The organism is Paenibacillus sp. EB106-06-01-XG199 (assembly GCF_058791575.1).
Map to the genome: position 1 here is coordinate 733,870 of NZ_JBYTDQ010000001.1, position 22,279 is coordinate 756,148.

Here is a 22,279-nt window from a genome sequence, read left to right on the forward strand (position 1 = left end):
ACCAACCCCGGATGGACTTAAGCTTACTATTCATTGTTATCCTTTTACTGCACCTACTGCAATACCTTTAACGAAATACTTTTGGAAGAATGGATAGGCCAGGAGCATTGGCACTACTCCGATTACGGCAATGGCCATTTTTACCGTTTCGAGCGGTGCGCTGGTGTTGGTCATGTTAGCGCCCCAGCTCGTATTACTTGCCAGGAACTGGGCGTCCATCAGAATCCGGTTCAGCAGCGGCTGAATCCCATACAGCTTGGAGTCCGTCAGGTAGATTAACGCGTTATTCCAGTCATTCCAGTAAGCGATGGTCTGAAACAATCCAACCGTTGCCAGAATCGGCATCGACAAAGGCAGTACAATAGACCTGAAGGTACGCCACTCTCCTGCTCCGTCTATTTTGGCCGACTCAATCACCGGCATTGGAATCGATGTCAGGAAGTACGTGCGGATCAGCATCACATTAATACCGTTCATCAGAAGTCCGGGAACAATCAAAGCCCAGATGGTATTCTTCATGTCGAACAGCTGAGTGTATACCAGATAGGTGGGTACAAGCCCTCCATTAAACAGCAAAGTGAAGAATACGATAAAAGCCAGCGGGTTGCGTGCCGGATAATCTCTGCGCGAAAGCGGATAGGCCAGCAGCGCTGACATTAACAGACTGGATACTGTCCCGAATACTGTAATGAACAACGTAATACCGTAGGAACGCAGGATACCGGAACCCCCATTCAGCAGATACCTGTATGCATCCAGGCTATAAGCAGAAGGGAAAAAGGAATATCCGTCCCGGATAATGGCCTGTGAATCGGTTATGGAAGCCTGAATTAAAAGGGCGAACGGTAAAATACAGGCTACGGTAAAAAAAGCAAACACAATATGTCCAACAATACGCCAGCCTCTGTTTTCTGTTGTCATTGTAATTCCCCCTCCTAAAACAATGCGTTATCTTTACTGAATTTGCGGACAAGCCAGTTGGAGAACATTACAAGCGAGAAGCCGACAAGCGATTGATACACACCTGCTGCAGCCGACATGCCTACATCTCCCAGTCCAAGGAGACCCCGGTACACATAAGTGTCAATAACATTGGTGGTTTCATATAATGGGCCCGAGTTCATCGGCACTTGATAAAATAATCCGAAATCCGAGTAGAATATTTTGCCGATGGAGAGCAGCAACAGCATTACAATGGTCGGCATGATCAGCGGAATGGTAATGCTTTTAATCTGCTGCCATTTGCTTGCCCCGTCAAGGCGGGCCGCTTCATAATACTCTTCGTCAATGCCGATAATGGATGCGAAGTATACGACAACGGAAAATCCGATGCTTTTCCACATATGCACTACTGTCAGAATGACTGGCCAGTATTTCGCTTCAAAGTACCATGAAATCTTATCCAGTCCCAGCATAGGCAGAACGGTATTATTCATAAATCCCGTATCGCTGAGAACAGCATAGACCAGATAACTGACAATTATAATCGAGACCAGCTGCGGAATCAGAATCATACTTTGATAAAAACGGCCGAAAAATTTATTGCGCACTTCATTTAGCAAAACCGCAAGAAAGATGGCTATGGCAATCCCCATAATGATCCATGTAATGTTGTATAGCAGCGTATTTCTCGTAATGATGAATGCGTCGGATGTGGTAAATAAATACTTGAAATTTCGTAATCCTACCCAATCGCTTTGAAAGATGCCTTTTGAAAAATTAACGTCTTTAAAAGCGATCATCATTCCGAACATCGGCAGATAGTTGTTGATCAGTAAATAAATCATCCCTGGAATCACCATGAAGGTAAGCGGCAAATATTTGCGGAAGGTTTTCTTTCTTGCTTTTTTAGTCGTAATTACGTTTGTGGCAGTAGCACTCTGCTGCATATCCATCCCCTGACCTTTCAGTTATTTCTTACTTCTATCCTATAAAAATAGAGGACGGGCAGCCTTCGGTTTGCCGACTTTGTGGTAACGGTTTTCCGACTTTGGTCGATGGGAAGGTAATATAGCCTTAAAATAAATAATTCCGGAGCATGGATTCATGCTCCGGAATAATCCTTACTGATTTTGCTGTGCCCAAATATCCAGCTGCTTCTGTTTCTCGGCAATAACTTTGTCAATGCCCGCACTCTTCAGCTTTGCATTAAATTCCGAAAGGTGCTTATCTGGATCAAGGATGCCTGTCTCCAAGGCCTTTTTGTATTGGTTCATAACATTGGTTAATGCAGTAATCTCTGCTTTTACAGGCGTTGAATCGAAAGCGAATCCCAGTGCTTTAGATTTGATTGCGCTTTGGTTAAAGGCTTCCATCTCAGTCCATTTATTTGGATCCTCACCCTTTCTCACATAGGACAAAAAGCTGTTGCCGAATAGCCATGACAAGTCCCAGAAATAAGGATGATTTGCCGCAGTAAGCCCTTCCGGTAAATCAATGACATTATCCGATCCCTCTACCTTCACATAGTGCTTACCTTCGATCCCGAAGTTGAGCATATTGATAATTTCAGGATCAGAGAACATTAAATTCAGGAACTGCATGGAACGGTCTGCATGCTGGGCGCTGGTCGGAATTCCCCACATGATCATTGTAACGTCTTTGGTTGTAACGACCGGAGGATTGATCTCTTTCTTGATATACTCCCCGCCGCCGCTCAGCATAGGTAATGTACCCTCAACAAAGCCGGGAGGCAACTGGCCCGCCGTTGCAAAAAGAGTGTTCGCTTTGTAGAGGTCGTAGGACATCGTCTGAGTAGTAGCAATATCCTTCAGAACATATCCTTCCTGATACCATTTATAAATAGTTTTTAGCCGGTCCGCATACTCCGGCATTTCATATTGGTTAACCACTTTTAATCCATTGTCATAGTTAGGCAATATACCGAATCCGTCTCCCAATGAATCGCCAAGCGGCAGAAAGTCAATAAAAGTTCCGCCAGCTCCCTGAGTAGTTATAGGGGTAATCCCAGGCTCTTTATCTTTGAATGCTTTCAGGACCGATTCAATATCACTGAATGATTTTATATCGTCAACGTTAATCTGTGTCTTATCAAGCAAATCCTTACGGAAAAACACTCCGTAACCGGTTCCCATGTTGCGGTTGGTCGGCACGCCATAGATCTTTCCGTCAATCTTCATGGCGTTAAGGAAATCGTCTCCAAGAGCCTCTTTAATGCCGCCGCCATACTCCTCAAGCAATTGCGTAATATCCTGAAGCTGGCCCTTGCCTACGGTAAGAGAATAGTTACCCGGCGAAAAGGTAAGGTCCAGTTCTTCATTACTGCTGAGCATCAGGTTCATTTGCTGGCTCCAATTGGAGGAACTGATCGGTGTCAGGGTGATCGTCGCATTGATTTTGGCTTTGGTTAGTTTATTCAATTCGTCTTGAACAAGCTGTAAATCCTCGGGTTGAACCAGACTCGGAAAAGCTACCTTCAGATTGACGGTTTCTTCCTGCAGAGCCTCCCCCGCCGCCGAAGATGTCGGTTCCGCCGGTTCATTGTTCGATTTCGAACCGCATCCAGAAAGTGTAAGCGCTGCCGACATTGTCAAAGCAAGTATAAGAGGAATCGTCGAACTTTTTTTTCTCATCGTATCCATAACCCCCATCTATAATGTGTTGCTGTTGATAGTCAAATACTAACACGGACGAGAATCTGCAACTTACGGTTTGGCGACTTTCTGCTTGTGGTTTGACGACTTTAGGGGCTGGACATAAAAGAAAAATAACAAGAGAGAATCTGGAAAATAAAACAGCGGCAGTAAGGACAATCTAGTCCATTCTGGCGCTGTTTTATTAAATTTATATAATGTATTATCTTTGTTTTTTAATTTCTCCCCATACCTGAGTATACTGCAGTCTTTCTGTTTCATCGGATATACTGGAAATAGCCTCTAGCATGACTTTATCCATTTGTTTAACAGAGTGATTATCCATCCATACGTTAAGCTCGTCAACAACTTCCTTTTTGTATATTTCAAGAGAACCATAAATAGTATCATCAACACCGACATGAGCTGGAAGCTGAACGCTGTTGCCCTGATATCTTTCAAGTAGCAATAGAAGTTTTCCAGGCATAAGTTGTTCTGTTCCCGCAAGAGTTTTCCCCATATTTGCTTTAATATAGTTTATAACATCCCACGTTCCACTCCCAAGTGCAGAGGAATGACTGCCGTAAGACTGGGTTGGTCCATCATCGTAGATATTTATATTAAACATTTTTCGGATATCATAGGGCATGACTGTATCGATGTCTGGATTTTTAATGACTGTCAGGTTAACAGTTGTAAGTTCAGAAGGTAATTCATCCACCAGCGAATGTCCAAGCACTCCTGGGTTATTCTCATTCAAGGCGGTAGAAAAGCTTTTCGGCATCGTTTCGCCCGGTTCCTTTACAAACTCTCTGGTGGTCTGATCTACTGGAACGAGAACATCCGAAGTATTATGATTGATAGCGATGGGACTGCTAAAATCTTCTGCCAAAGCCACCGGTGAAAATGACTCCCAGCGTTTAACATCCTCTTTGTTAGGGAAATTATCAAGATTTGGCTCAAACACACCTGTTGTCATTCCAACAAAAGGAATAGGAAGCTCCAGCATACTCTTGATCAACGTCCCTGTTTTGTTTTCCGAAACAAGCATCCCCGCAAATCCTTTAATATAGACTCTGGGCATCCAAAAGCGATTGATTTCCTTGACCGACATAAAATACTGATTCAGATTAAAATAAATATTTGAAATGGGAGAATTGGCAACCGATGCCGTGTTTCCCATCTGGAGTGCATTGAGCATAAGCGTCATATAACCACCAGCACTACCGCCCACCAATACGATTCTTTGATTATCAACCTCCGGCATATGTCGCAGGGTATAAAGAGCTGCGTTATTGAAAACAAGATCGTCATCGGTTAGCTTGCCGTTGTATTCATTCTTAGCATTGGCAGGAGAAGCAACCGCCCATCCCTGTGCCAGATACGTGCGTAATTCCACGGCATCTTCCTTCATTTCATAATGCGGGATATAGACTACCGGCAAGGGCTTCTCTACATTAGTCGGCTCATAAAACCACATGGGTCTCGTATCTACTGTCTCATTTTTCATAATGTAACTCACATCAATGGTTCTGATCTCAACATTATCAAGAGAAGCAAGCTCGCCATCAGCCTCTTTTTGCAGAGACATCAGCTTAGTCATATTCGTATCACCCAGTTTATCCGCATTCTTAGAATAAGGAGTCGGTATAAAAAGATATACCAGCAAAAGAATAAGAAGAATTAGCAATATAATTCCTACCATTTTCAGCACTCTGCGTCCGCCCCTTTTTTTAGTTTTCTGCACGTTTTCCATCTTAAATCCCCCTTAAATTAGGCAAACCGGCTGTTATACAGCACCTCACGATCTGCGTCATATTTACATGATAACCCGTTAACTTCAACCAAACTTCAACGGCTATAGAATCATGCTCCATAATGCTTGATATCCGCCTTCTATACTGAAAATTAAAACAGCGACAGTTCAGGAATTGATATTCATCCTATACTGTCGCTGTTTCCACTTAAACTATTTATTTTCTTTCTTGTTTCTGACTACTTTTTGATTTAATCAATAATACAAATAATTCCAGAGACGGACAATGGATGAACCTCAATCCGCGGTTTATTGCAAGAGAAACTTACGGTGAACTAACATTAATTTATAACGAAAGTACTATTGAAGTATACACTGATGACGATATGTCTTAAATTTAAAAAAATAAAAATAATAAGTTAACGGTCGAATTAAACAGTACTCTACATGGTAAAATGAGTATGGATATTTATCCAAAACTTCTGAAAAAGCTAATAGAACAACTAGAAGTTAACGATTAAAACTTTGTAGATTACAGCTCTTATTCTTGTTTATAATAAATTACTCCTTGTTGTAAATTAAAGGTCTCGGACCCAGGTCAGCATACATGGATTTCTGGTTTAGCCTATATTGTTTAAGTATTTAGAAAGCCAATGATGTCTGAAATGACATCATTGGCTTTTACCCGACAAATCAACTGACTGTTGCGTTAATTAGTTTTGCGCTGATAAATAATTTTGCAGCCTTCCATGCTGATGTTCTTCTCGAACGCTACTGTTAGCTTATCAATACTGTAGCGATGTGAGATTATGGAGGTAATGGGAATATCTCGAAGAGTACATTCTTTCAGGAACTCGCAGGCTTGCAGCCAGTCCTTGGAAGCGTAGGTCCAGGAACCGACTACTTTAATTTCTTTGTTGCAAATATCCAGATGCGGATTATAAGAGGTTTCTCCATTGTTTACAAAGAAGCCCAGTTCACAGAGGGAACCGCCGCGTCTCACATAATTCCAGAGCATGGAAGCCGCTTTCGGAGATCCGGTAACCTGGAAAGCCATCTCTGCACCGAGACCTCCTGTCACCGCTTTAACTGCTGCTGCAGGATCAGACGTTTGGGAAATGTTAACCACTTCAGCAGCGCCTAATTGTTTGGCCAAGTCCAGCCGTTTCTGATCGGCATCCACTGCGATAATGTTCCGTACTCCCATTGTCCGCACCAAGCCCAGTAAGAGCAGCCCTATCGGTCCGCATCCCTGGATGAGCACATAAGAATCATGTTTGAAATTGAAAATCTCTTTGGCCTTCTCTACCGCATGGACGACAACAGCAGCCGGTTCGATGAGAATACGCAAATCTGTCTCCATGTCGCTCACATTGAACACCACACCGCCTGCATTCACTTTCATATAGTCACCAAACCAGCCGTTAAAGAAATGATCTTCTCCGGGTAGCAACCCGAAAATCTCGCCATTCTCGCATAAATGAATCTGTTCCGGATGGTTGATACAAATATCGCATTTGCCACAGGGTTTTAGGCCAGTCACAATTTTATCGCCAACAGTCAGCGGCTTACCTGAATAGTCCTGGGTAACATTTTTGCCGAGTTTTACAATCGTGCCGGTTCCTTCATGCCCCAGATGGACTGGAATGTAGCCGAACGGATCACCCTTGTATTCATGGACATCCGTTCCGCAAATGCCGCATCCGTCCACACGTATCAGAATCTCATCATCATTGATTTTGGGAATAGGAAGCTCTTTAATCGTAATTTCCCGATTGCCGGTTAAGACGGCAATTCTACCTGTTGCCGGAATATTGAACTCTTTCAATGTAATTCCCCCATAACTTAGATTATAATTGTGAATGATTTCACAATATTTATTCTAGTACGGAGGACATCTTCACGCAGTTTCCATTCCGGAATCTTTGTCACTAAACGTTACACCTTTAATGATCTGTAACATCAGGAACTTTGTGTTCCGGCTATGTGCTGAAGACACCGGTATACTTTTAGCGGCATTAAATCAATCAGCAGTGAGGTCATATGCTCGGAGGATTGCTTCATCCCATGAAGCACCCAGTCACCGGTCATTTGTAGTGCTGAACGGCAATAGTACTGGAGCAGAATGTCTATATCTTCGTCCAGCGGTACTTTTGACCAGATGGTTTCTTTGAAGAACCGATAAATACATTCATAATCATAATGCAGCAGACTGTTGTAATCGGAAGATGAAAAGGCCGAAATGAAAAAATAACGGTCTTTCTTCATTAGCTCCAGCTTTTTGACCAGTCCTTCCTCGATCGTAAGGCTCAGACCCATTTGCCTGATTGTCTTTTGCACAATTTTATCGAAATACCAGTTCACCAGATCATATTTATCCTTGAAGTTACGGTAGAAGGTTTGGCGTGTTGTTCCGCACTCGGCAACAACCTCACTTACACTAATTTTGTCCAGCGGAGTCGTCTTCATTAATTCCTTAACAGCGTTGGCTAAGGCATATTTTGTCCGTTCATGAAATTCCATACGTTAACTCCTTTATCAAGCCGTTACTTAGTTCTATCCTTGGATAAGTATCAGAGATGATGATGCACGGGGATCACTGTATTCACGATCATGGCAGCATCACAGTTCGTGAGATCACACACAGTACATGCTGCATATGCTATAAGGCACAATAAGCTTGTATTGCTCTGCCAACAGTGCTCCTCGCGTTTCCTACACGTAAGACTGTATTCCACGGCTTCGCAGAAACCTCTTTCATCCTGGTTGAGGCCATGAGATCCCCCCTTGGCTTTATCTGTTTTTAATACACTTCTGGTATATGATGGCCTGTAATCAACATTGCCCGTTTATGAAGCATTTACAATTGTATTATAAGTAGTGTTTTCGGGCATAGCAAGCCTGCTAAAGCAAACTTATGATTATGGAAAGCCTATATTTAGGGGGATTAAAATGCAAAATAACAACAAAAGTAACACCTCCATCTGCCATAAGTGAGGTTGGAAAAATAGGTCTCGAAAAGCGACTAGTCTATTGCGCGGCGATGCTGCCAGCAATGTGCTCTGGGCTTCTCATAATTATATTGACACTCTCCTATAAAATAATTAAATTGGTCTCATTATTATCCTATGACCGATTTGGGTATTGTTAAAATTGCGTTATCGAAGTTTCATTTCCGTTTCCGTTACCGCTATCAACCACTAATAAATATTCTCGATTTAACGGGTATTTCGATGAAGATTGTAGGCAGCAACTTACTCTTGTACTTTATTCTATCAATTCGACGCTTGGATCTTGAACGGCATCGCTTATATCACTAGGAGAGAATTGAACTAATCTGATTGGTTAAAAGCAATATGCGCCCTTCTTCGGCTCACTCCCTAGGTGGGTCATTTTAATGTAATCATAACTTATGAAGTACTTGGAGGGTTATTATACAAAAGAATTCGGTGCAAATAGATGTTGAAACTATGTTGCATCTTATTTATCTTGATTATCTACAGGTTGTTACCATTAATCAGTTATGTGTGATGCACGGTAATATTATTGCCAAAACTGCTTATAAGCACTTTTTATCGTTAAGCACTCCTTATTCGTTCAAATCACTCCTCGTCTATATGGTAGCGGATACTTATGCGCATTACCTTCGGTTTTCTGACTGATCTTTTGCAGTTAGCCGGCTTTTGATAACATATAACGCAAAAAGACATCTTCTCACCAAGAGAAAATGTCTTTTGAAAGGAATTGTGCCCCACCGTTATTTTGCACGTATTGTTTCCAGATAACGGTTAATGATAATTGCAGCGTCATCTCTTTTTAGATTTTGATTATTGATATCCTTAAAAATATCAGTTATTGTACTTACATTCTTGTTCATATACTCAAGCCCATTGAAAATAATCCTCTTTGCTTGTTCAATAGTCAAGTTTCCCGTAGGATCGATGTTACTTGCAATTCCCCTAAGTAGTCCCGTTTTTTCAGCAGCTTCCATGAAGGAATCATACCATTTTCCCTTGCTCGTATTGTCAATTCCGATATTAAGCGCTCTGTCGAGCATGGTTACAAAATCCGCTACCTTAATCCATTGATTCGGGTGGAAGCTTCCACTATCTCCCAAAATCACACCTGCAGATACGAGCTTATGAATAGAATCCAAAGCCCTATTGCCCTCAATATCATTAAATACTTTCGTCTCTTTTTTCATAATTTTATCCATCCATGCAGTGGCCATCTCAGGCCACTGCTCTACACCTTGATTCCCTATTCCTAAACCAAAGCCATGCTGAGCGTCCTCAAAAACGTGAAGCTCAACCGGGACGTTCTTGCTCATCAGAAGCTGTGCATTGCTCATTATGATTTTATTGATTCCAATAAAATCATTGTTTCCTACAGCAAAAAAAGTTGGTGGAAACGCAGGATTATAAATTTTTTGATCCTTCTTTGCAAAATAATTAGGATAGAAGCTACCGTACATACTAATTATCCCTTTAACATCAGCCGATTCTACATCAACATTATCAGGTAAATAACTTTTAATAAACCGGTTAGGTTGAATAGTTCCATACATTTCATTAGCAGCGTCTAGTGCAACCAGTCCGCCTGCGGAAGATCCAACAGAGATGATATTATCAGGATTAATGTTATACATTTCAGCATGATTCCGTATATATCTGATTGATCTTTGCATGTCGAGGGCGCTTTCAGTCTCTGTATAAGGAGCAACACGATAGTTCAACACGAATGCCTGGTAACCTTTACTATTAAAATATTTGGCATACGCGTCCCCCTCAATTTCGTCACTTCTAAAAATTAAGGCGCCTCCGGCATTAATTATGACTGCACCTTTTGGTTTCTCATTACTATCCAGTAAGTAAGGCACAATATAGGGTTTAAACTCGGGGGGATCGAAATAAAGTCCGTCGGGATTTGAATTGTATTCAGTAACTTTTGGCATCTTCCCCTCTGGCCAAATATAGACTTTTAGACTCTCCGGGTTTACTACAGGCTTAGTAGCATTAAGAATAATTTCAAACTCATTTAAGATATTATTGAACTCCTCAGCACTAATCTTTCCATTCTTATAATTATCAAAAGCCGGTGAATATTTTGAGCTGTAATACAAGTTCACTTGATTATACTGTTCCTTCTCATATGCTTTCGTAAGAGTAAGAATAGACTTTGCCCGAGTTCCATCTTCAACTGCACGAGCTAAGATTTGTTTACTGCTTGAATCATCCGCGGATGTTAATGGTGTATACAGTTGGATACCTATTACAGTAGCAAGCATCATTACCATTAGTTTTTTTTTCAATATTTTTCACTCCAATCCAAGTATATGCTATATGCCTTTCACTTGAATAATTATAGCATTAGACGATAAACTACAAATAAACAGGATGACTTATAGGGAGTACAACAGTTCTCTTTGAAAGGACAATTACATTGATAAAAATTTTAATCGCAGAAGATGATATTAATACAGCTAAATGGATGAAAGCCGTTATAAGCAGCGAAGGTTATGACGTATTTCTTACTGGCAATGGTATTGAAGCTTTAGACTTTATGGAGCAGCAGCATGTCGATTTAATTATCATCGATGTTATGATGCCTGAATTAGATGGATTAGAATTAACGCATATGATTAGAGAAAGCGGGAACAACATTCCCATTCTAATGGTCACAGCAAAACAGCTTCCTTTTGATAAACGCAAAGGTTTTTTAGCGGGAACTGATGATTATTTGGTCAAGCCTGCAGAAGAGGATGAAATGCTGCTTCGCATTAAGGCATTGTTAAGAAGATCCCAGATCTTTACGGAACGAAAAATCAGCTTCGGCAAAGTGACTCTCGATTACGACTCTTTAAGTGTTATCCGAGGAGATAATATTAAGACATTGCCTCAAAAGGAATTTCACTTGCTTTATAAGCTGCTTTCCTCACCAAATAAAATATTTACACGTCTACAATTGATGGATGAAATTTGGGGCATGGATTCAGAAACAACAGATGTAACAGTAAATGTTCATGTCAATCGCTTAAGAAAAAGACTCAAGGATTATCCTGAATTCGAGATTATTGCTATTCGAGGAATTGGTTATAAGGCGGTAAAACATGTGGACTAATAGAAAAGACAAAAAAGACAAAAAAGACAAAAAAGACAAAAAAAATATTTTAAACGGCGGCTTTGGATTAACCATTATGTTTTCATTTATTGTTCTTTTTATCTTACTGATCTCAATATTTATTGCACTGCTTATCATTATCGCTCTAGTCCACACTGGACTTTTAATGCCTGATCCCGATTCTGGAGGCGCATGGTTACTGGCCTACTTTGTAACAGTCAGCGTGCTGGTTAGCCTTGTTGCTTCATTAGTTTTCAGTCGTATCCCGCTTGCTCCGATTCGGCAAATCATTTACGCCTCCGAACAACTGGCTAAAGGTAATTTTGCTGTACGCATTCAACTCAAGGGACCAAGAGCACTAAAGAAGTTAAATCAAAGCTTTAATCACATGGCAAATGAATTAGGAAGCCTTGAAATGCTGCGGGCTGATTTTGTTAATAATTTTTCTCATGAATTCAAGACACCAATCGTATCGTTAAAAGGTTTTGCCAAGATATTGAAGCGAACAAATTTATCTATGCAAGAGCGGAATGATTATCTTGACATCATCATCAGTGAGTCAGAACGCCTAACTGAATTGGCAACAAATGTACTTAACTTATCCAAAATTGAAAATCAATCCATTATCGCAGAAAAGGAACTGATTAATTTAAGCGAGCAGATAAGACATGCAGTCATATTAATGGATCAAAAATGGTCCGTAAAGAATGTGAATTTCCAGTTAGATTCTCCAGAAATTATGATCCAGGCAAATGAAGACTTACTCAGTCAGATTTGGATCAACTTACTGGATAATGCAATCAAATTCTCTCCTAAGGATGCGAAAATTCATATCCAAATAAATTCGTCTGATAAAGAAGTCTGTATCCTTGTCAGTGATAATGGACCTGGTATCGACATTGAAAAACAAAAATATATATTTGATAAGTTTTTCCAGGCTGATGACTCGCACTCTACTTATGGAAATGGTTTAGGCTTAAGTATTACTCAAAAAATAATACTGCTACATGGTGGAAATATACGAATTCTGAAATCTGATGCAGCAGGTACAACATTTGAAATAGTTTTACCTTTAAAGTGATTATTGGGTGACTTTCTATTGGTTTTATAGTTGTTGACTTATATACTTCAATTAATTGATTCTATGTTGAAATGCAAAATTAGGAGCACCCGTTAAACGGGTTTATTTCTTTTTGTATTTTTAATCACTAAGTGAATCTTCGTTTTCTTTAACACTCAGTTTATCTACGGTTTGGTCGTGTTCTTCTTGTTTATGGATGTATTTAGCTACCGCGGCATTAATCAGACCTGCATTGCTTAAATAATATCCTTCTGCTCAAAATTGTAGTTCCGTAACTGCCAAAGCTTGTTTTTCGTCAAATTTGGCATCTTAATTCTGCTTTAATACCAGCCAATTCCATATGAAAGCAATATGCAAATGTGTACGATTATTTACTGGATATGTTACCAAAATCCCATCATATTCATCCGAATATCTTTGTGTTTCCATTGATTCTAACTGCCCGCCAGAAACTCGAAATTCTAAAACTTGTATACCAAATTTTAATTGGCTCACTGTTTATTTACAGAGAGCCTTTCTTTTTTTCTCAGAATTCAAAATCAGTTTTAAGAACCCTTAACACAACTATTGAGTTGCTTTTCTATTTGTCATCTACCCATATATTTTATAGGTGATTTTTTTGTCCATATGTTTACCTACTAGTTTTCTGACACTTAAATATCTCCTCTGCAAGTACATCCCTTTGCCTCTGTTACAGTAGAAGCAATATAGCGAAAGCGCCACGATAGCCACTTTAACGGCATAAGCGAAAACATCCCGGCTAGAATCATCTTACGGTGGGATGAATCGCCATGATCAGCATCGGGGATGATGATACTTCTGTCCGGCCAACGTAACGGTACTAGGGATAGCCTGCTCAGTAGAGGGGGAGCTTAATTTAAGCTATGGTGCCGATCAAACCAAACGCAACTTGCAGAGGTGTTTTTTCACGGGAGGTTATTGTATGCAAGATACAGTAGAGCAAAATGATATTAAATCTGTATTAATGTTAATGTACGGTCAGTATCCTGATATCATGAAGATAAATCAATTATCGGCTTTCCTTGTTTAAATTTTACAATCAAATCATGATTAGCAAGAGATCCTTACCTATCATGACCCAAAAATATGTTGAGAGCTAGCCGCTTTATCGTCAAGAGCAGCAGTTTGCCCGATTGAAACTTACGCTCTCGCACCAAACGTTGGTAAATTGGATGATGTACGGGCAGAACAGTAGCTGACGCTGTTATTTGAGCGAATGAAGGAACATTTACTGAAGCAGGAGATCTTGATGCGAACGAAACGAAGCTGCAAGTGCTGCGGGACCTCTAAAGTCCGCCGAGTCACAGTCGTACCTGTGGTTGTACCGGGCAGCATGCAGTGGACTGCCTATCGTGTTACACGAATACCGCCCGAAGTGTGGCGGGGAGCATCCTCGAAAATTTCTGGCTGGATTCAGCGGATACCTACAAGAAGATGGATACCTTGGCTCCACAAGGTAGTCCTAGTGACCCTGTCGGGTGCTGAGCTCCTTTTCGCCGCAAGTTTGATGAAGCGCTGAAAGCCTTGCCCCCCCTCAAAAGCCCGAGTTAGAGCGGCCGTGCAGCGAGGCTTACGCTCTGTAATCAATTGTTCGTGGTGAAGTGAGAGTTGAAGGAGGCGACACCAGAAGAACGAAAGAACGTCCGAAGGCAGCGCAGCCGTCCGATTCTGTATGCTTTTTCGGCATGGCTGCGTCAGCAATTGTCTCGCGTCTTGCCCAAGAGTGCACTGGGTCAAGCAACTAGCTACTGCCTAAATCAATGGGAGAGTTGAACGCTTTCCTGAAGGAGGTCGACTAGAGATCGACAATAACCGCAGCGAACGGGCGATTAAACCGTATTTAAGAGTCTACAGAGTTCTTTTAATTGAATCAACATAATAGAACCATGCCAGCTTCGTTCTTGTTGGGATTTACTATCATAAATATACATACAATTCTTTTCACTGATATATCCAAGGCTCAGAAACGATGGAACCTCACCGGCTGCGTAAAATAAGCGGAGTTTCATGCTTTTGTCCGCCCGTTTTTTAAATTCATAAAGATCTACAACAACAATTACGTTTATATTGTATTTGTCTCTAAATTTAGCGATATACAAATCAGAGGTCTTATATTTGTAATATTCGTGAATATAGGATGATAGCGGATTTTGCCTCTGCTTCAAGTATGAAACGTTCGAAGGGCATTGCAGAAAGTGAAATCGTTGATTTAAACAAATCAGTTTCTTGTTCATACTCCCGATTTAAAAGTTTCTTAGCAATACGGGAAAGCATAATTTTCATGGACAAGCCTCCTGAGTTATCCTAATGTAAAATATTAATTGAAAGTCTATAACGTTATACAAAGTATCTTTACACAAATCTCTTTTCGTGAGTGAGTTTACTTAGCATCTAGAAATATATAGTTGAGATCTTATAAATATAATTGAACTTTTTCTGTTGTTTTATAATGACAACCAAAATCAATTCGGTAGCGAAATTTAAGATATTTTCATCAATGATGTTAAATCAATAGCTAATGTTTTTGAACCACTCAATCCTTTAATATATTTAAAGGGTCCATTAGAAGACCACTCCAATCCTTTGATCCTTTGAATATATTTAATAATCTGTCCATAATCAATGTGTTTCTTTTCAACATTGACAACTTTTACAAAAAGCTCAGCTCCAGCAAATGCAATTGCATTGAGGCACACTATGTGTGTTATCCGATATTCTTTGTAGTCCAGCCATTCTTTGTTAAATAATTCTTTGATGCCATTAAAATAGACCAGAACTAGCATCAATTTTTCCTCTTTTGTAAGAAGGGACATAGGGTTAGATTTAAAAAGGATCTCCAGGATTTTATATAAATTTTGTAAAGTTACATGTCTACCGGCATTTCGTTTTCCTGTTAAACTTCCAATAAAATGAAAGGGGCTATCGCCTCGTGTGATTAGTTCTGTAGCAATCCAACTATTATCATCAAAATCTCTTTGAAGATATCTGCTTAGCGAAGCTCCTATCCCCTTTGCTTTAGTGTTAATAGTATCAAATAATTGAATTTCTTCATCTTCATCTAAGTAATGAAATGCTAAAAATGGTATTTGCATATCTGAATTTGTATCTTGAGTATAACGTTTTATCCCACCTAGCCGGTGCTGCCCGTCCATAAGAGAGGCTTTGTTTTTACATAATAATCGACCAAAAGTTGGCCGGTTTTTATCATATGGACTAAACTCCCAATGAGATTCTGCATTTATAAGAATAGGAGTAAACAGAGAGTTTTCTCCCTTTGATAAATACATGGCAAAATCATTGCATCGTTTGTTATCGACAGGTCTTTGATAACCCTTTCCAGAGGGGTGGTCGAATGGTTTCACATAAGTTAGTTGAAGTGCTGAAGATGCAGATAAATTCCCGGAATAAGTTACTTTCCCTCTCATTTTGGATTGAAGTATATTTTCTAGGACATGTTGTTGGGGTAATAGGGTCATGTTAAATTCTCCTTTAGCATTTATTTATTTTATGATAGGTGTTATATGTCCTTTTATCAAATGGAAAAAGGTAGTAAAGCACTCTTCAAAGTATTTCTTATCTTACCTACTCTTAAAGAGAGGTGAGGGAATGTCTGGATTTTCAATTGAAGTAGGGAACAAAATTAGGCAACATCGAAAAGCAGCTAATTTAACTCAAGAAAAGTTGGGAGAAATTTTGTCTATTGATCCTTCTTATATTGGAAAAATGGAACGAGGAGAAGTTAATATTACACTTGAGACTGTCATGAAAGTAGCCGAAGCACTTCAAATATCTCCTTATGATTTGTTTACAACCTCCAAAAAACAAAAAAACGCAGAGAAAAATGAATTGATTGAAAAAGTAAATATAATGATTATGAATCTACATATTGATGACTTAAAAACTGTTTCTCGAATAGTTAAAGAAGCAATTGGCTTAATAAAAAAATGATCTCATCGCAAAATGAGATCCATGGATTATCAGAAACCCAGGTCATTTTAAACCTTGGGTTTCATTTTTTTATTATGAATAATTGAAATTGTTAAGGTAGGATAAGCAATTTAATGAGTCTAAGTATTCCAAGTGTTCAGTCAATCGTCCTTTCCTATCTACTATATATATTTATAGCTCTATTATAGTTTTCTATAGCCACTTTCATTGGGTGATATGATTTTTCACTAGTTTTTTTCCGTCTCTTCCTTATCGAAGCATATGGACAAACGATCTTAGAAAGTAATTCATGTTCTGAATTTTCTTTTCCCCAAAACATTTGGAATTCATTGAAATCATCTTGGGGAAGTTTAAAAGCTAATATTACATTATGAAGTTGAAATTCATCATTTAACTTGAACCTTTCCGAAGGGTTATATAAAAGCCGTCTAAAATACTTAAGACTAAAAAAACCAGTCAAATGTGAAACTAACCAATTTAATTGCGAATGATGATTAATTTTAACAGGAACAGATCGCATGTAAGTTACTATAATATCTACGATGGGATCGTTTTCGAAAGGACCAAATAATGCAAGATTTTGATGATATTCGTGTGCACTAATTTTTTTGTTATCAACATCATAGTAATGCTCTAGTCCCATTAAATATTGTTTCCATTTCACGTATGCATATGCAAAGGGGCAAATAGATGACTCTTGACTGTTTTCGTCTTTAATAACATTAACGTAACGGTGTATACATGATTTATGTTCTTTGAGAATAGTATTTCTTAAATGTTTAGAAATGCTACTGATTGTATGGATTTTGGTATTAATGAGGTCTTTTTTTAGTTTTTTTTCGAAGTGATCGGTTTTGTCAACTATTATATTATCAACCAATAATGAATATTTAGAGTAATGTTCTGAAGCAATTCGATTAGTAGTACCTATCACTTCATTACTCTTTAAATGAGTTATATAACGAGAAGTGTTAGTAGTCGAGATTTGGCCATCAATTTGTGAGTTGAACTGGTTTTTGTTTAAAAGGCTCAATAGGAAGCTTAAGATTTGTGGAGTTTCAACTACCGAAGTATGCGGAGATAAATAAAATGTTTTGAAAACCTGTTGTTCATCTTCATTTAGGTGAAGCCACGTTTTGACCATAGGATCTATTATGTCCTGGCTGGTATAGTTGCTCCATTCTTCTGATAGGCTACCCTTTACAACACTTTTATATCTGTACCCGCAAATACAGGTATAAGGTGACTCGAAATGTTTAGGATCTGGTATCTCGTAAGGGTATTGATGAAGACAGGATGGACAATGATCAATTAAAGGAGTCAAATGATAAGGGCAAAAATTGAATAGTCCAAATTGATGTAAAATGCTGTGATGTCCATTTTTCAAACACTCTAAACAGAATGTTAATGAGTTTTTCCAATATCGAAACTTATTAATTTGACTCCCTGAGTATTCCACCGTTCCGTTCTGTAAAAAACCAGATAAACTATTCATAACACTTTGATTATATTCTTTGAGTGAAAACCCAATTTTTCTTTTCATAGAATCATTATCAAAAGCAGATAATAAATAAAGATTGAATCTGTTCCCTACTCTATCTCCCTTTTTAACAGTACTAAATAAATTAAAGTAATCCTTTTTCACGAACAAATTAGTATAATTCAACTTTTCAAAAATTGACCATGGTGACTCAAACTCACTAATCCAATTTGTATCCCATGTTAATGAACCTTCTGGAATACTGATATATTTTGAGATATCAGGAATCATTTTTTTTGGTCTCCTACTTTTAAATTATATTAAACTAAAGAATATCGTTGTATAGTTCATTTTCGATATAACCTGACTTCCCCAAAGCATCTAGCCAATGAACGGTTGATATGTGCGGAACATTTTTTCCTTGTACGCCATATTTTTTAAAGACGTATTCAATCGTTAGTGTTAAATATTGCATTGGAATTTCTAATGGTTTGTTTATACCTTTTTCTTTTCTTAAATTATCAATGGTTGAAAAAAGATCATCTATGCAGTTCTCTAAGCGGAATCCTTGTTCGTAAGCATCAGGAAAAAAATATCTTGTAAATGACCACCCACTATTAGCAGGATATTCAGATAAAGAGTCATATCCAATTAAACATGTAAGGAGATCTTCCTTGGTTGTAACTCCTGAGAATTTATATTCATGTACCATGAAGCGTCCAACGATTTGACTCATCTTTGCTGCTATAAAGCCTGACCTTGCATGCTTTAATTCCTCTTGCCCTACTAGAATGACTGTCATACTAATTCCGTGATCTTTCAAGTGATTATATATATCCATCAATACATTGTACTGAAGGGCTACCAGACGTTGAGCATCGTCGATGAATAGTATTAGTTTTCTGCTTCCGGCTCGTTCTGCTTTCTCTTGGAGAAATTTATTTAAACGATCACTCTTCATTGTCTTTCGACCAGAATAAGGAAGATCATGTCCGAATTGTAATAGCAATTCTTCATAGAAGGAATTTTCATTAATTCTCGTATTTTGATTACATTTGAATTTTAAAATAGGTAATTGTTCTCCAAAATCTACTGGCAGTGCTTTCTCTAAGTAATTGATGGCCCATGTCTTACCTAATCTAGGCCTACCATAAGCGATACCACCGGGAGCCCGATTTTCGATCCATTGTTTAATGTTTTTATACATTTTCTTCACTTCTTTTGTTCCAATAAAATAATTACCTGTCTCTATTGGGTGTGTTTTTTGTGGCAAATAGGGTCTTTCTGAAAATTCAGGATTCATTTATCTTATCCTCCTTAAAAGGTCAAGGTACGAAAGACTCTATCATCATCATCATCGTCAAGTTCACTTTTGAAAATACTTTCAGGTGTTATGCTGGTTTGATGTGCTTCCTGGTACTTCTCATCTGGTTCATTATGATTTTCTTCGGCTTGATTTAATTCCCTTTGTAATTGCGCAAGCTGATTTCGTTCTCGTTTTCTCGTTTTTGCTTGTTCGGCTTTATAGGCATGATAAATTTCAAAAGGATCTTCATAATTATTAAAGAAGATTTTTCGTTCTTTCTTTAGTTTATTAATAGCTTTTCTTGTCCTGAGAGAATGGGGAGTTAGTCCCCAAGCACCTAGAGCTCTCAAATATCCAAATTCGCTTCCATCTGGTAAGAAAGCTCTCAGAGTTCGGATATCCTCAATATTAATAAGTAGAGTTAATTCGGTTCCAATTAAATGTGGACTATTCGAGAGAACCTCACTCTTATAAGTAACCCCCATATAATGAACGAATGGACGTTTCCCCTCTTTAATGTTTCCATTAACTGTTCTTTTGGTCTGCAGCATGAAGAAAATTGTTTTGTTTCTTTTATCAGGTTCTAAAATTCTTGGTTCCATTCCTCTTTCTATTCTTTGGCGCATTAGCTGTAGAGGTGCAAAGTTTCTAATACCACTGTGGGGCATCCCATTGTAATCAGATAATAGTACATGTGTTAACTCATCAAGATCATTAAATGAAATATCAAACATTTTAGCCTTTTTTTCTGGATTATTTCTAAGTGGGTCTGAGGGAGAACTTCCAGTGGTGCTTACTAGTTTGTGATAACCTAAGATCTCTAATGTTCTGAACAATCGCTCAATAATTCCTCTCAATTCTGGTGTGCTAACCGGTCCGGGATTAATAGTACAACCTACCACTTCATGTAACCGATCTGTTACAAGTTTAGCGATGTTCGCCTTTCCATTATCAATGCTGAATTCATTCCAAAGGGCCCATGCGGTCTCTGGTATTTCTGCAGAGGGTATTCCGCCTTGAGCATTGTAAGATATATTAGGAATGGTAAAGTTTATTTTCTTGTACGGTACAATTGCGTTCCGAATACAACATAGGACATCATCTAAGTTATACTCTTTGTTAACACTAATATGATGACCTAGGACTGATCTCGTGGCCACATCAACAATTACAAGTAACCAGATTCGATCAAGAACTTCGGTGATAAAGTCTCCTTCAGGTGTCATAAAAGTGATGGTGAAGATTGCGTCAATTCTATGACCATCAAATTGAACACGTTGGTATGGTCTTTTTAGAAGTAATGTATCCTCACTCTTTTCGTTTATCCATGTTGCTTGTCTGCCTGCAGTATCCCCATAAAGTCTGGCACCTTCGGAAAAATGAGTCTTTTCAATTTGTTTGAAAAATCGATACAATGATCGTAAACCTTTGTCTTCTGTATTAAAGGGATAATCATGAATTCCTAAACCTTCTTTTTCGCAAAGCTTCAGGAAATACTGATGTATTCCTTCCCCGTTAAGTGTAGGCATAGGTGATTTTTTGCTTTTTCGTCTTAAGTAAGCTGAAATGATTTTTTTTTCTATTTCCGGATGCTTCTTCATAAGTGCACTAAAAGCTCCGTTAAACTTAAGATCTTCTTTACCTTTAGAAGTCGTTAGAGCTTTTCTTGTATATTTAGAAATTCTTTTATGAGGGATTAAAGCCCTAAATCCCCAAATAATATTCGTTACAGGATCGAATTCCAGACATTTATTTACATAAGTATTCAATTCTGCCTTTCTAATTCCAGTGGCTTCCGTTATTTCTGCCAAAGTAAGTTCACTTTGCATATAATACATAACGGCTTTTTCACGCTTCAAATATATTTCTCGTTCTTGTGTTTGGAGTTGCATTATATTTACAATAGGCCAATTGGAGATGTCCAGGTATTTTGGATCGAGATTCACTTTATTCTTTAATCGCTTGTGAGACATTCAGTGTCACCTCCGATAAACTTGTAATTAATTGATTATCTAGATCGCAAAGAAGGACATTATGGTATATAAGGGCATAAATACTATTACGAATAGTAGCAGGATGGAATGAAGTGGATATCGAGTTTTCTAAATCACGTATCGTTAATTTGGCATTTAATGTTTTTTGCTTAATTAAGTCAAAGAGGTCGATTTTTATTTCATGAAGAGGAAGGTAGTAGGGGAAAATAATTTTTTTGTTTGTTAGAGACAACGAGTTGTTTCTAATATCACTTTCTGTTAATATTCGATGTTTTTTATTGTTTTGTTTGCACCAAATTTGTTGTGCGTAAAGTTCTTTTATCGCATTTTTTTTTGCACGAGGGTGATTAGAGTCTATCTCATATGAATATTTAATGCATCTGAACTCTTCTTCATTATTATGATAAATCCACATATCAAATATAGTCTCAATTATTTCACCGGCTACTGAAACAACTATTTTTAAAGGTCTTTCGCAATAATCACTAATTTCAAGATTAGTTTCTATTAAAACCCAGTGATCATATTGAAGTTCATTATATAAACGTATCTCTCGCTTAAGTCTTTTACTAAGAACATTAAATCTATTCATACCCATTTCATTTTTCATTTCATAAATTGGTGTGTACAAATTATTCACTTCCTCAATTTTTGTTGAAAAAAAGCGCGTATAAATAATTTCCCCTTTTAATGAATATTTCCTTTGTCGAATATTCACTTATTTTATCGAATATATATTTTTTACGACATTAGAATGTATGAACATAATGTTTTAGAGTTAAGCCATTCAATGAAATTAACATAAATGAAAACTGTTTAATAACGAGAAAGAACAGTATATACAAGTGAAAAACATTACATATTATTTATTAATTTGATAAGTGAGCTAAAATAGTCAAATTTAATGTATAGACTTTAAGCTAAAACAGCTTTAAATCAAATAATAGTTTAATGGAGAGTTTTAAGCCCACTAATCGGGT

General features: G+C 38.2%; 17 protein-coding genes and 2 pseudogenes. 5 read left to right on the forward strand and 14 right to left on the reverse strand.

What is annotated here, in order from left to right; all coding sequences use genetic code 11:
* Window positions 1–36: 36 nt before the first annotated feature.
* The 7 genes from AC3WT9_RS03590 to AC3WT9_RS03620 all read right to left on the reverse strand — a co-directional run bounded on the left by AC3WT9_RS03590 (window position 37) and on the right by AC3WT9_RS03620 (window position 10,660).
* Window positions 37–921, reverse strand: a complete 885-nt coding sequence (locus AC3WT9_RS03590; RefSeq protein ID WP_492407315.1) for a carbohydrate ABC transporter permease — start codon at window positions 919–921, stop codon at window positions 37–39.
* A 14-nt stretch (window positions 922–935) separates the two neighbouring features.
* Window positions 936–1,889: an ABC transporter permease gene (locus AC3WT9_RS03595; RefSeq protein WP_492407316.1), complete on the reverse strand. Its 954-nt coding sequence runs from the start codon at window positions 1,887–1,889 to the stop codon at window positions 936–938.
* Window positions 1,890–2,063: 174 nt separating this feature from the next.
* Window positions 2,064–3,593 (reverse strand): ABC transporter substrate-binding protein, encoded by a 1,530-nt coding sequence (locus AC3WT9_RS03600; protein ID WP_492407317.1) that lies wholly within the window; start codon window positions 3,591–3,593, stop codon window positions 2,064–2,066.
* Between the two features lie 223 nt (window positions 3,594–3,816).
* Complete coding sequence (locus AC3WT9_RS03605; protein WP_492407318.1) at window positions 3,817–5,349, reverse strand: alpha/beta hydrolase family protein; 1,533 nt, start codon at window positions 5,347–5,349, stop codon at window positions 3,817–3,819.
* A 709-nt stretch (window positions 5,350–6,058) separates the two neighbouring features.
* The gene (locus AC3WT9_RS03610; protein WP_492407319.1) at window positions 6,059–7,177 is read right to left on the reverse strand and encodes a zinc-dependent alcohol dehydrogenase; all 1,119 of its coding nucleotides are present in this window, start codon (window positions 7,175–7,177) and stop codon (window positions 6,059–6,061) included.
* A 134-nt stretch (window positions 7,178–7,311) separates the two neighbouring features.
* Window positions 7,312–7,872 carry a TetR/AcrR family transcriptional regulator C-terminal domain-containing protein gene (locus AC3WT9_RS03615; protein ID WP_492407320.1) on the reverse strand — a complete coding sequence of 187 codons (561 nt, stop codon included), beginning with the start codon at window positions 7,870–7,872 and terminating at the stop codon, window positions 7,312–7,314.
* 1,234 nt (window positions 7,873–9,106) lie between these two features.
* Window positions 9,107–10,660 carry an alpha/beta hydrolase gene (locus tag AC3WT9_RS03620; RefSeq protein ID WP_492407321.1) on the reverse strand — a complete coding sequence of 518 codons (1,554 nt, stop codon included), beginning with the start codon at window positions 10,658–10,660 and terminating at the stop codon, window positions 9,107–9,109.
* Between the two features lie 131 nt (window positions 10,661–10,791).
* Between AC3WT9_RS03620 and AC3WT9_RS03625 the strand changes: the two genes are divergently transcribed.
* Window positions 10,792–11,469, forward strand: coding sequence for a response regulator transcription factor (locus AC3WT9_RS03625; protein ID WP_492407322.1), 678 nt, complete (start codon window positions 10,792–10,794; stop codon window positions 11,467–11,469).
* Window positions 11,459–12,550: a HAMP domain-containing sensor histidine kinase gene (locus tag AC3WT9_RS03630; protein WP_492407323.1), complete on the forward strand. Its 1,092-nt coding sequence runs from the start codon at window positions 11,459–11,461 to the stop codon at window positions 12,548–12,550. Before AC3WT9_RS03625 ends, AC3WT9_RS03630 begins: the two co-directional genes overlap by 11 nt.
* A gap of 120 nt (window positions 12,551–12,670) precedes the next feature.
* On the opposite strand, the pseudogene AC3WT9_RS03635 reads toward AC3WT9_RS03630, so the two are convergent.
* Window positions 12,671–12,805: pseudogene (locus AC3WT9_RS03635) on the reverse strand (IS200/IS605 family transposase); the annotation flags it as partial.
* A gap of 1,085 nt (window positions 12,806–13,890) precedes the next feature.
* Here AC3WT9_RS03635 and AC3WT9_RS03640 point away from each other — a divergent pair.
* Together AC3WT9_RS03640 and AC3WT9_RS03645 are read left to right on the forward strand one after the other, a co-directional pair.
* A complete protein-coding gene (locus AC3WT9_RS03640; protein ID WP_492407324.1) occupies window positions 13,891–14,031 on the forward strand; it encodes an IS66 family transposase in 141 nt (46 codons plus the stop codon).
* Window positions 14,032–14,179: 148 nt separating this feature from the next.
* Window positions 14,180–14,450 (forward strand): annotated as a pseudogene (locus AC3WT9_RS03645) (IS66 family transposase).
* A 230-nt stretch (window positions 14,451–14,680) separates the two neighbouring features.
* Here AC3WT9_RS03645 and AC3WT9_RS03650 read toward each other — a convergent pair.
* Both AC3WT9_RS03650 and AC3WT9_RS03655 read right to left on the reverse strand, forming a co-directional pair.
* Window positions 14,681–14,854 (reverse strand): hypothetical protein, encoded by a 174-nt coding sequence (locus AC3WT9_RS03650; RefSeq protein WP_492407325.1) that lies wholly within the window; start codon window positions 14,852–14,854, stop codon window positions 14,681–14,683.
* Between the two features lie 197 nt (window positions 14,855–15,051).
* On the reverse strand, window positions 15,052–16,047 hold the full coding sequence (locus tag AC3WT9_RS03655; RefSeq protein ID WP_492407326.1) for a DGQHR domain-containing protein: 996 nt from the start codon (window positions 16,045–16,047) through the stop codon (window positions 15,052–15,054).
* Between AC3WT9_RS03655 and AC3WT9_RS03660 the strand changes: the two genes are divergently transcribed.
* On the forward strand, window positions 16,046–16,519 hold the full coding sequence (locus AC3WT9_RS03660; RefSeq protein WP_492407327.1) for a helix-turn-helix domain-containing protein: 474 nt from the start codon (window positions 16,046–16,048) through the stop codon (window positions 16,517–16,519). The genes AC3WT9_RS03655 and AC3WT9_RS03660 overlap by 2 nt on opposite strands.
* 154 nt (window positions 16,520–16,673) lie before the next feature.
* On the opposite strand, the gene AC3WT9_RS03665 is transcribed toward AC3WT9_RS03660, so the two are convergent.
* Genes AC3WT9_RS03665 through AC3WT9_RS03680 form a run of 4 tightly spaced genes read right to left on the reverse strand, consistent with a single transcriptional unit; the run spans window position 16,674 to window position 21,930 of the window.
* Window positions 16,674–18,290, reverse strand: coding sequence for a hypothetical protein (locus tag AC3WT9_RS03665; protein ID WP_492407328.1), 1,617 nt, complete (start codon window positions 18,288–18,290; stop codon window positions 16,674–16,676).
* Between the two features lie 34 nt (window positions 18,291–18,324).
* Complete coding sequence (locus tag AC3WT9_RS03670; protein WP_492407329.1) at window positions 18,325–19,302, reverse strand: ATP-binding protein; 978 nt, start codon at window positions 19,300–19,302, stop codon at window positions 18,325–18,327.
* Between the two features lie 14 nt (window positions 19,303–19,316).
* A complete protein-coding gene (locus AC3WT9_RS03675) occupies window positions 19,317–21,278 on the reverse strand; it encodes a TnsB C-terminal domain-containing protein (protein ID WP_492407330.1) in 1,962 nt (653 codons plus the stop codon).
* The gene (locus AC3WT9_RS03680; RefSeq protein WP_492407331.1) at window positions 21,253–21,930 is read right to left on the reverse strand and encodes a hypothetical protein; all 678 of its coding nucleotides are present in this window, start codon (window positions 21,928–21,930) and stop codon (window positions 21,253–21,255) included. The genes AC3WT9_RS03675 and AC3WT9_RS03680 overlap by 26 nt, the downstream gene beginning before the upstream one ends.
* Window positions 21,931–22,279: the final 349 nt, after the last annotated feature.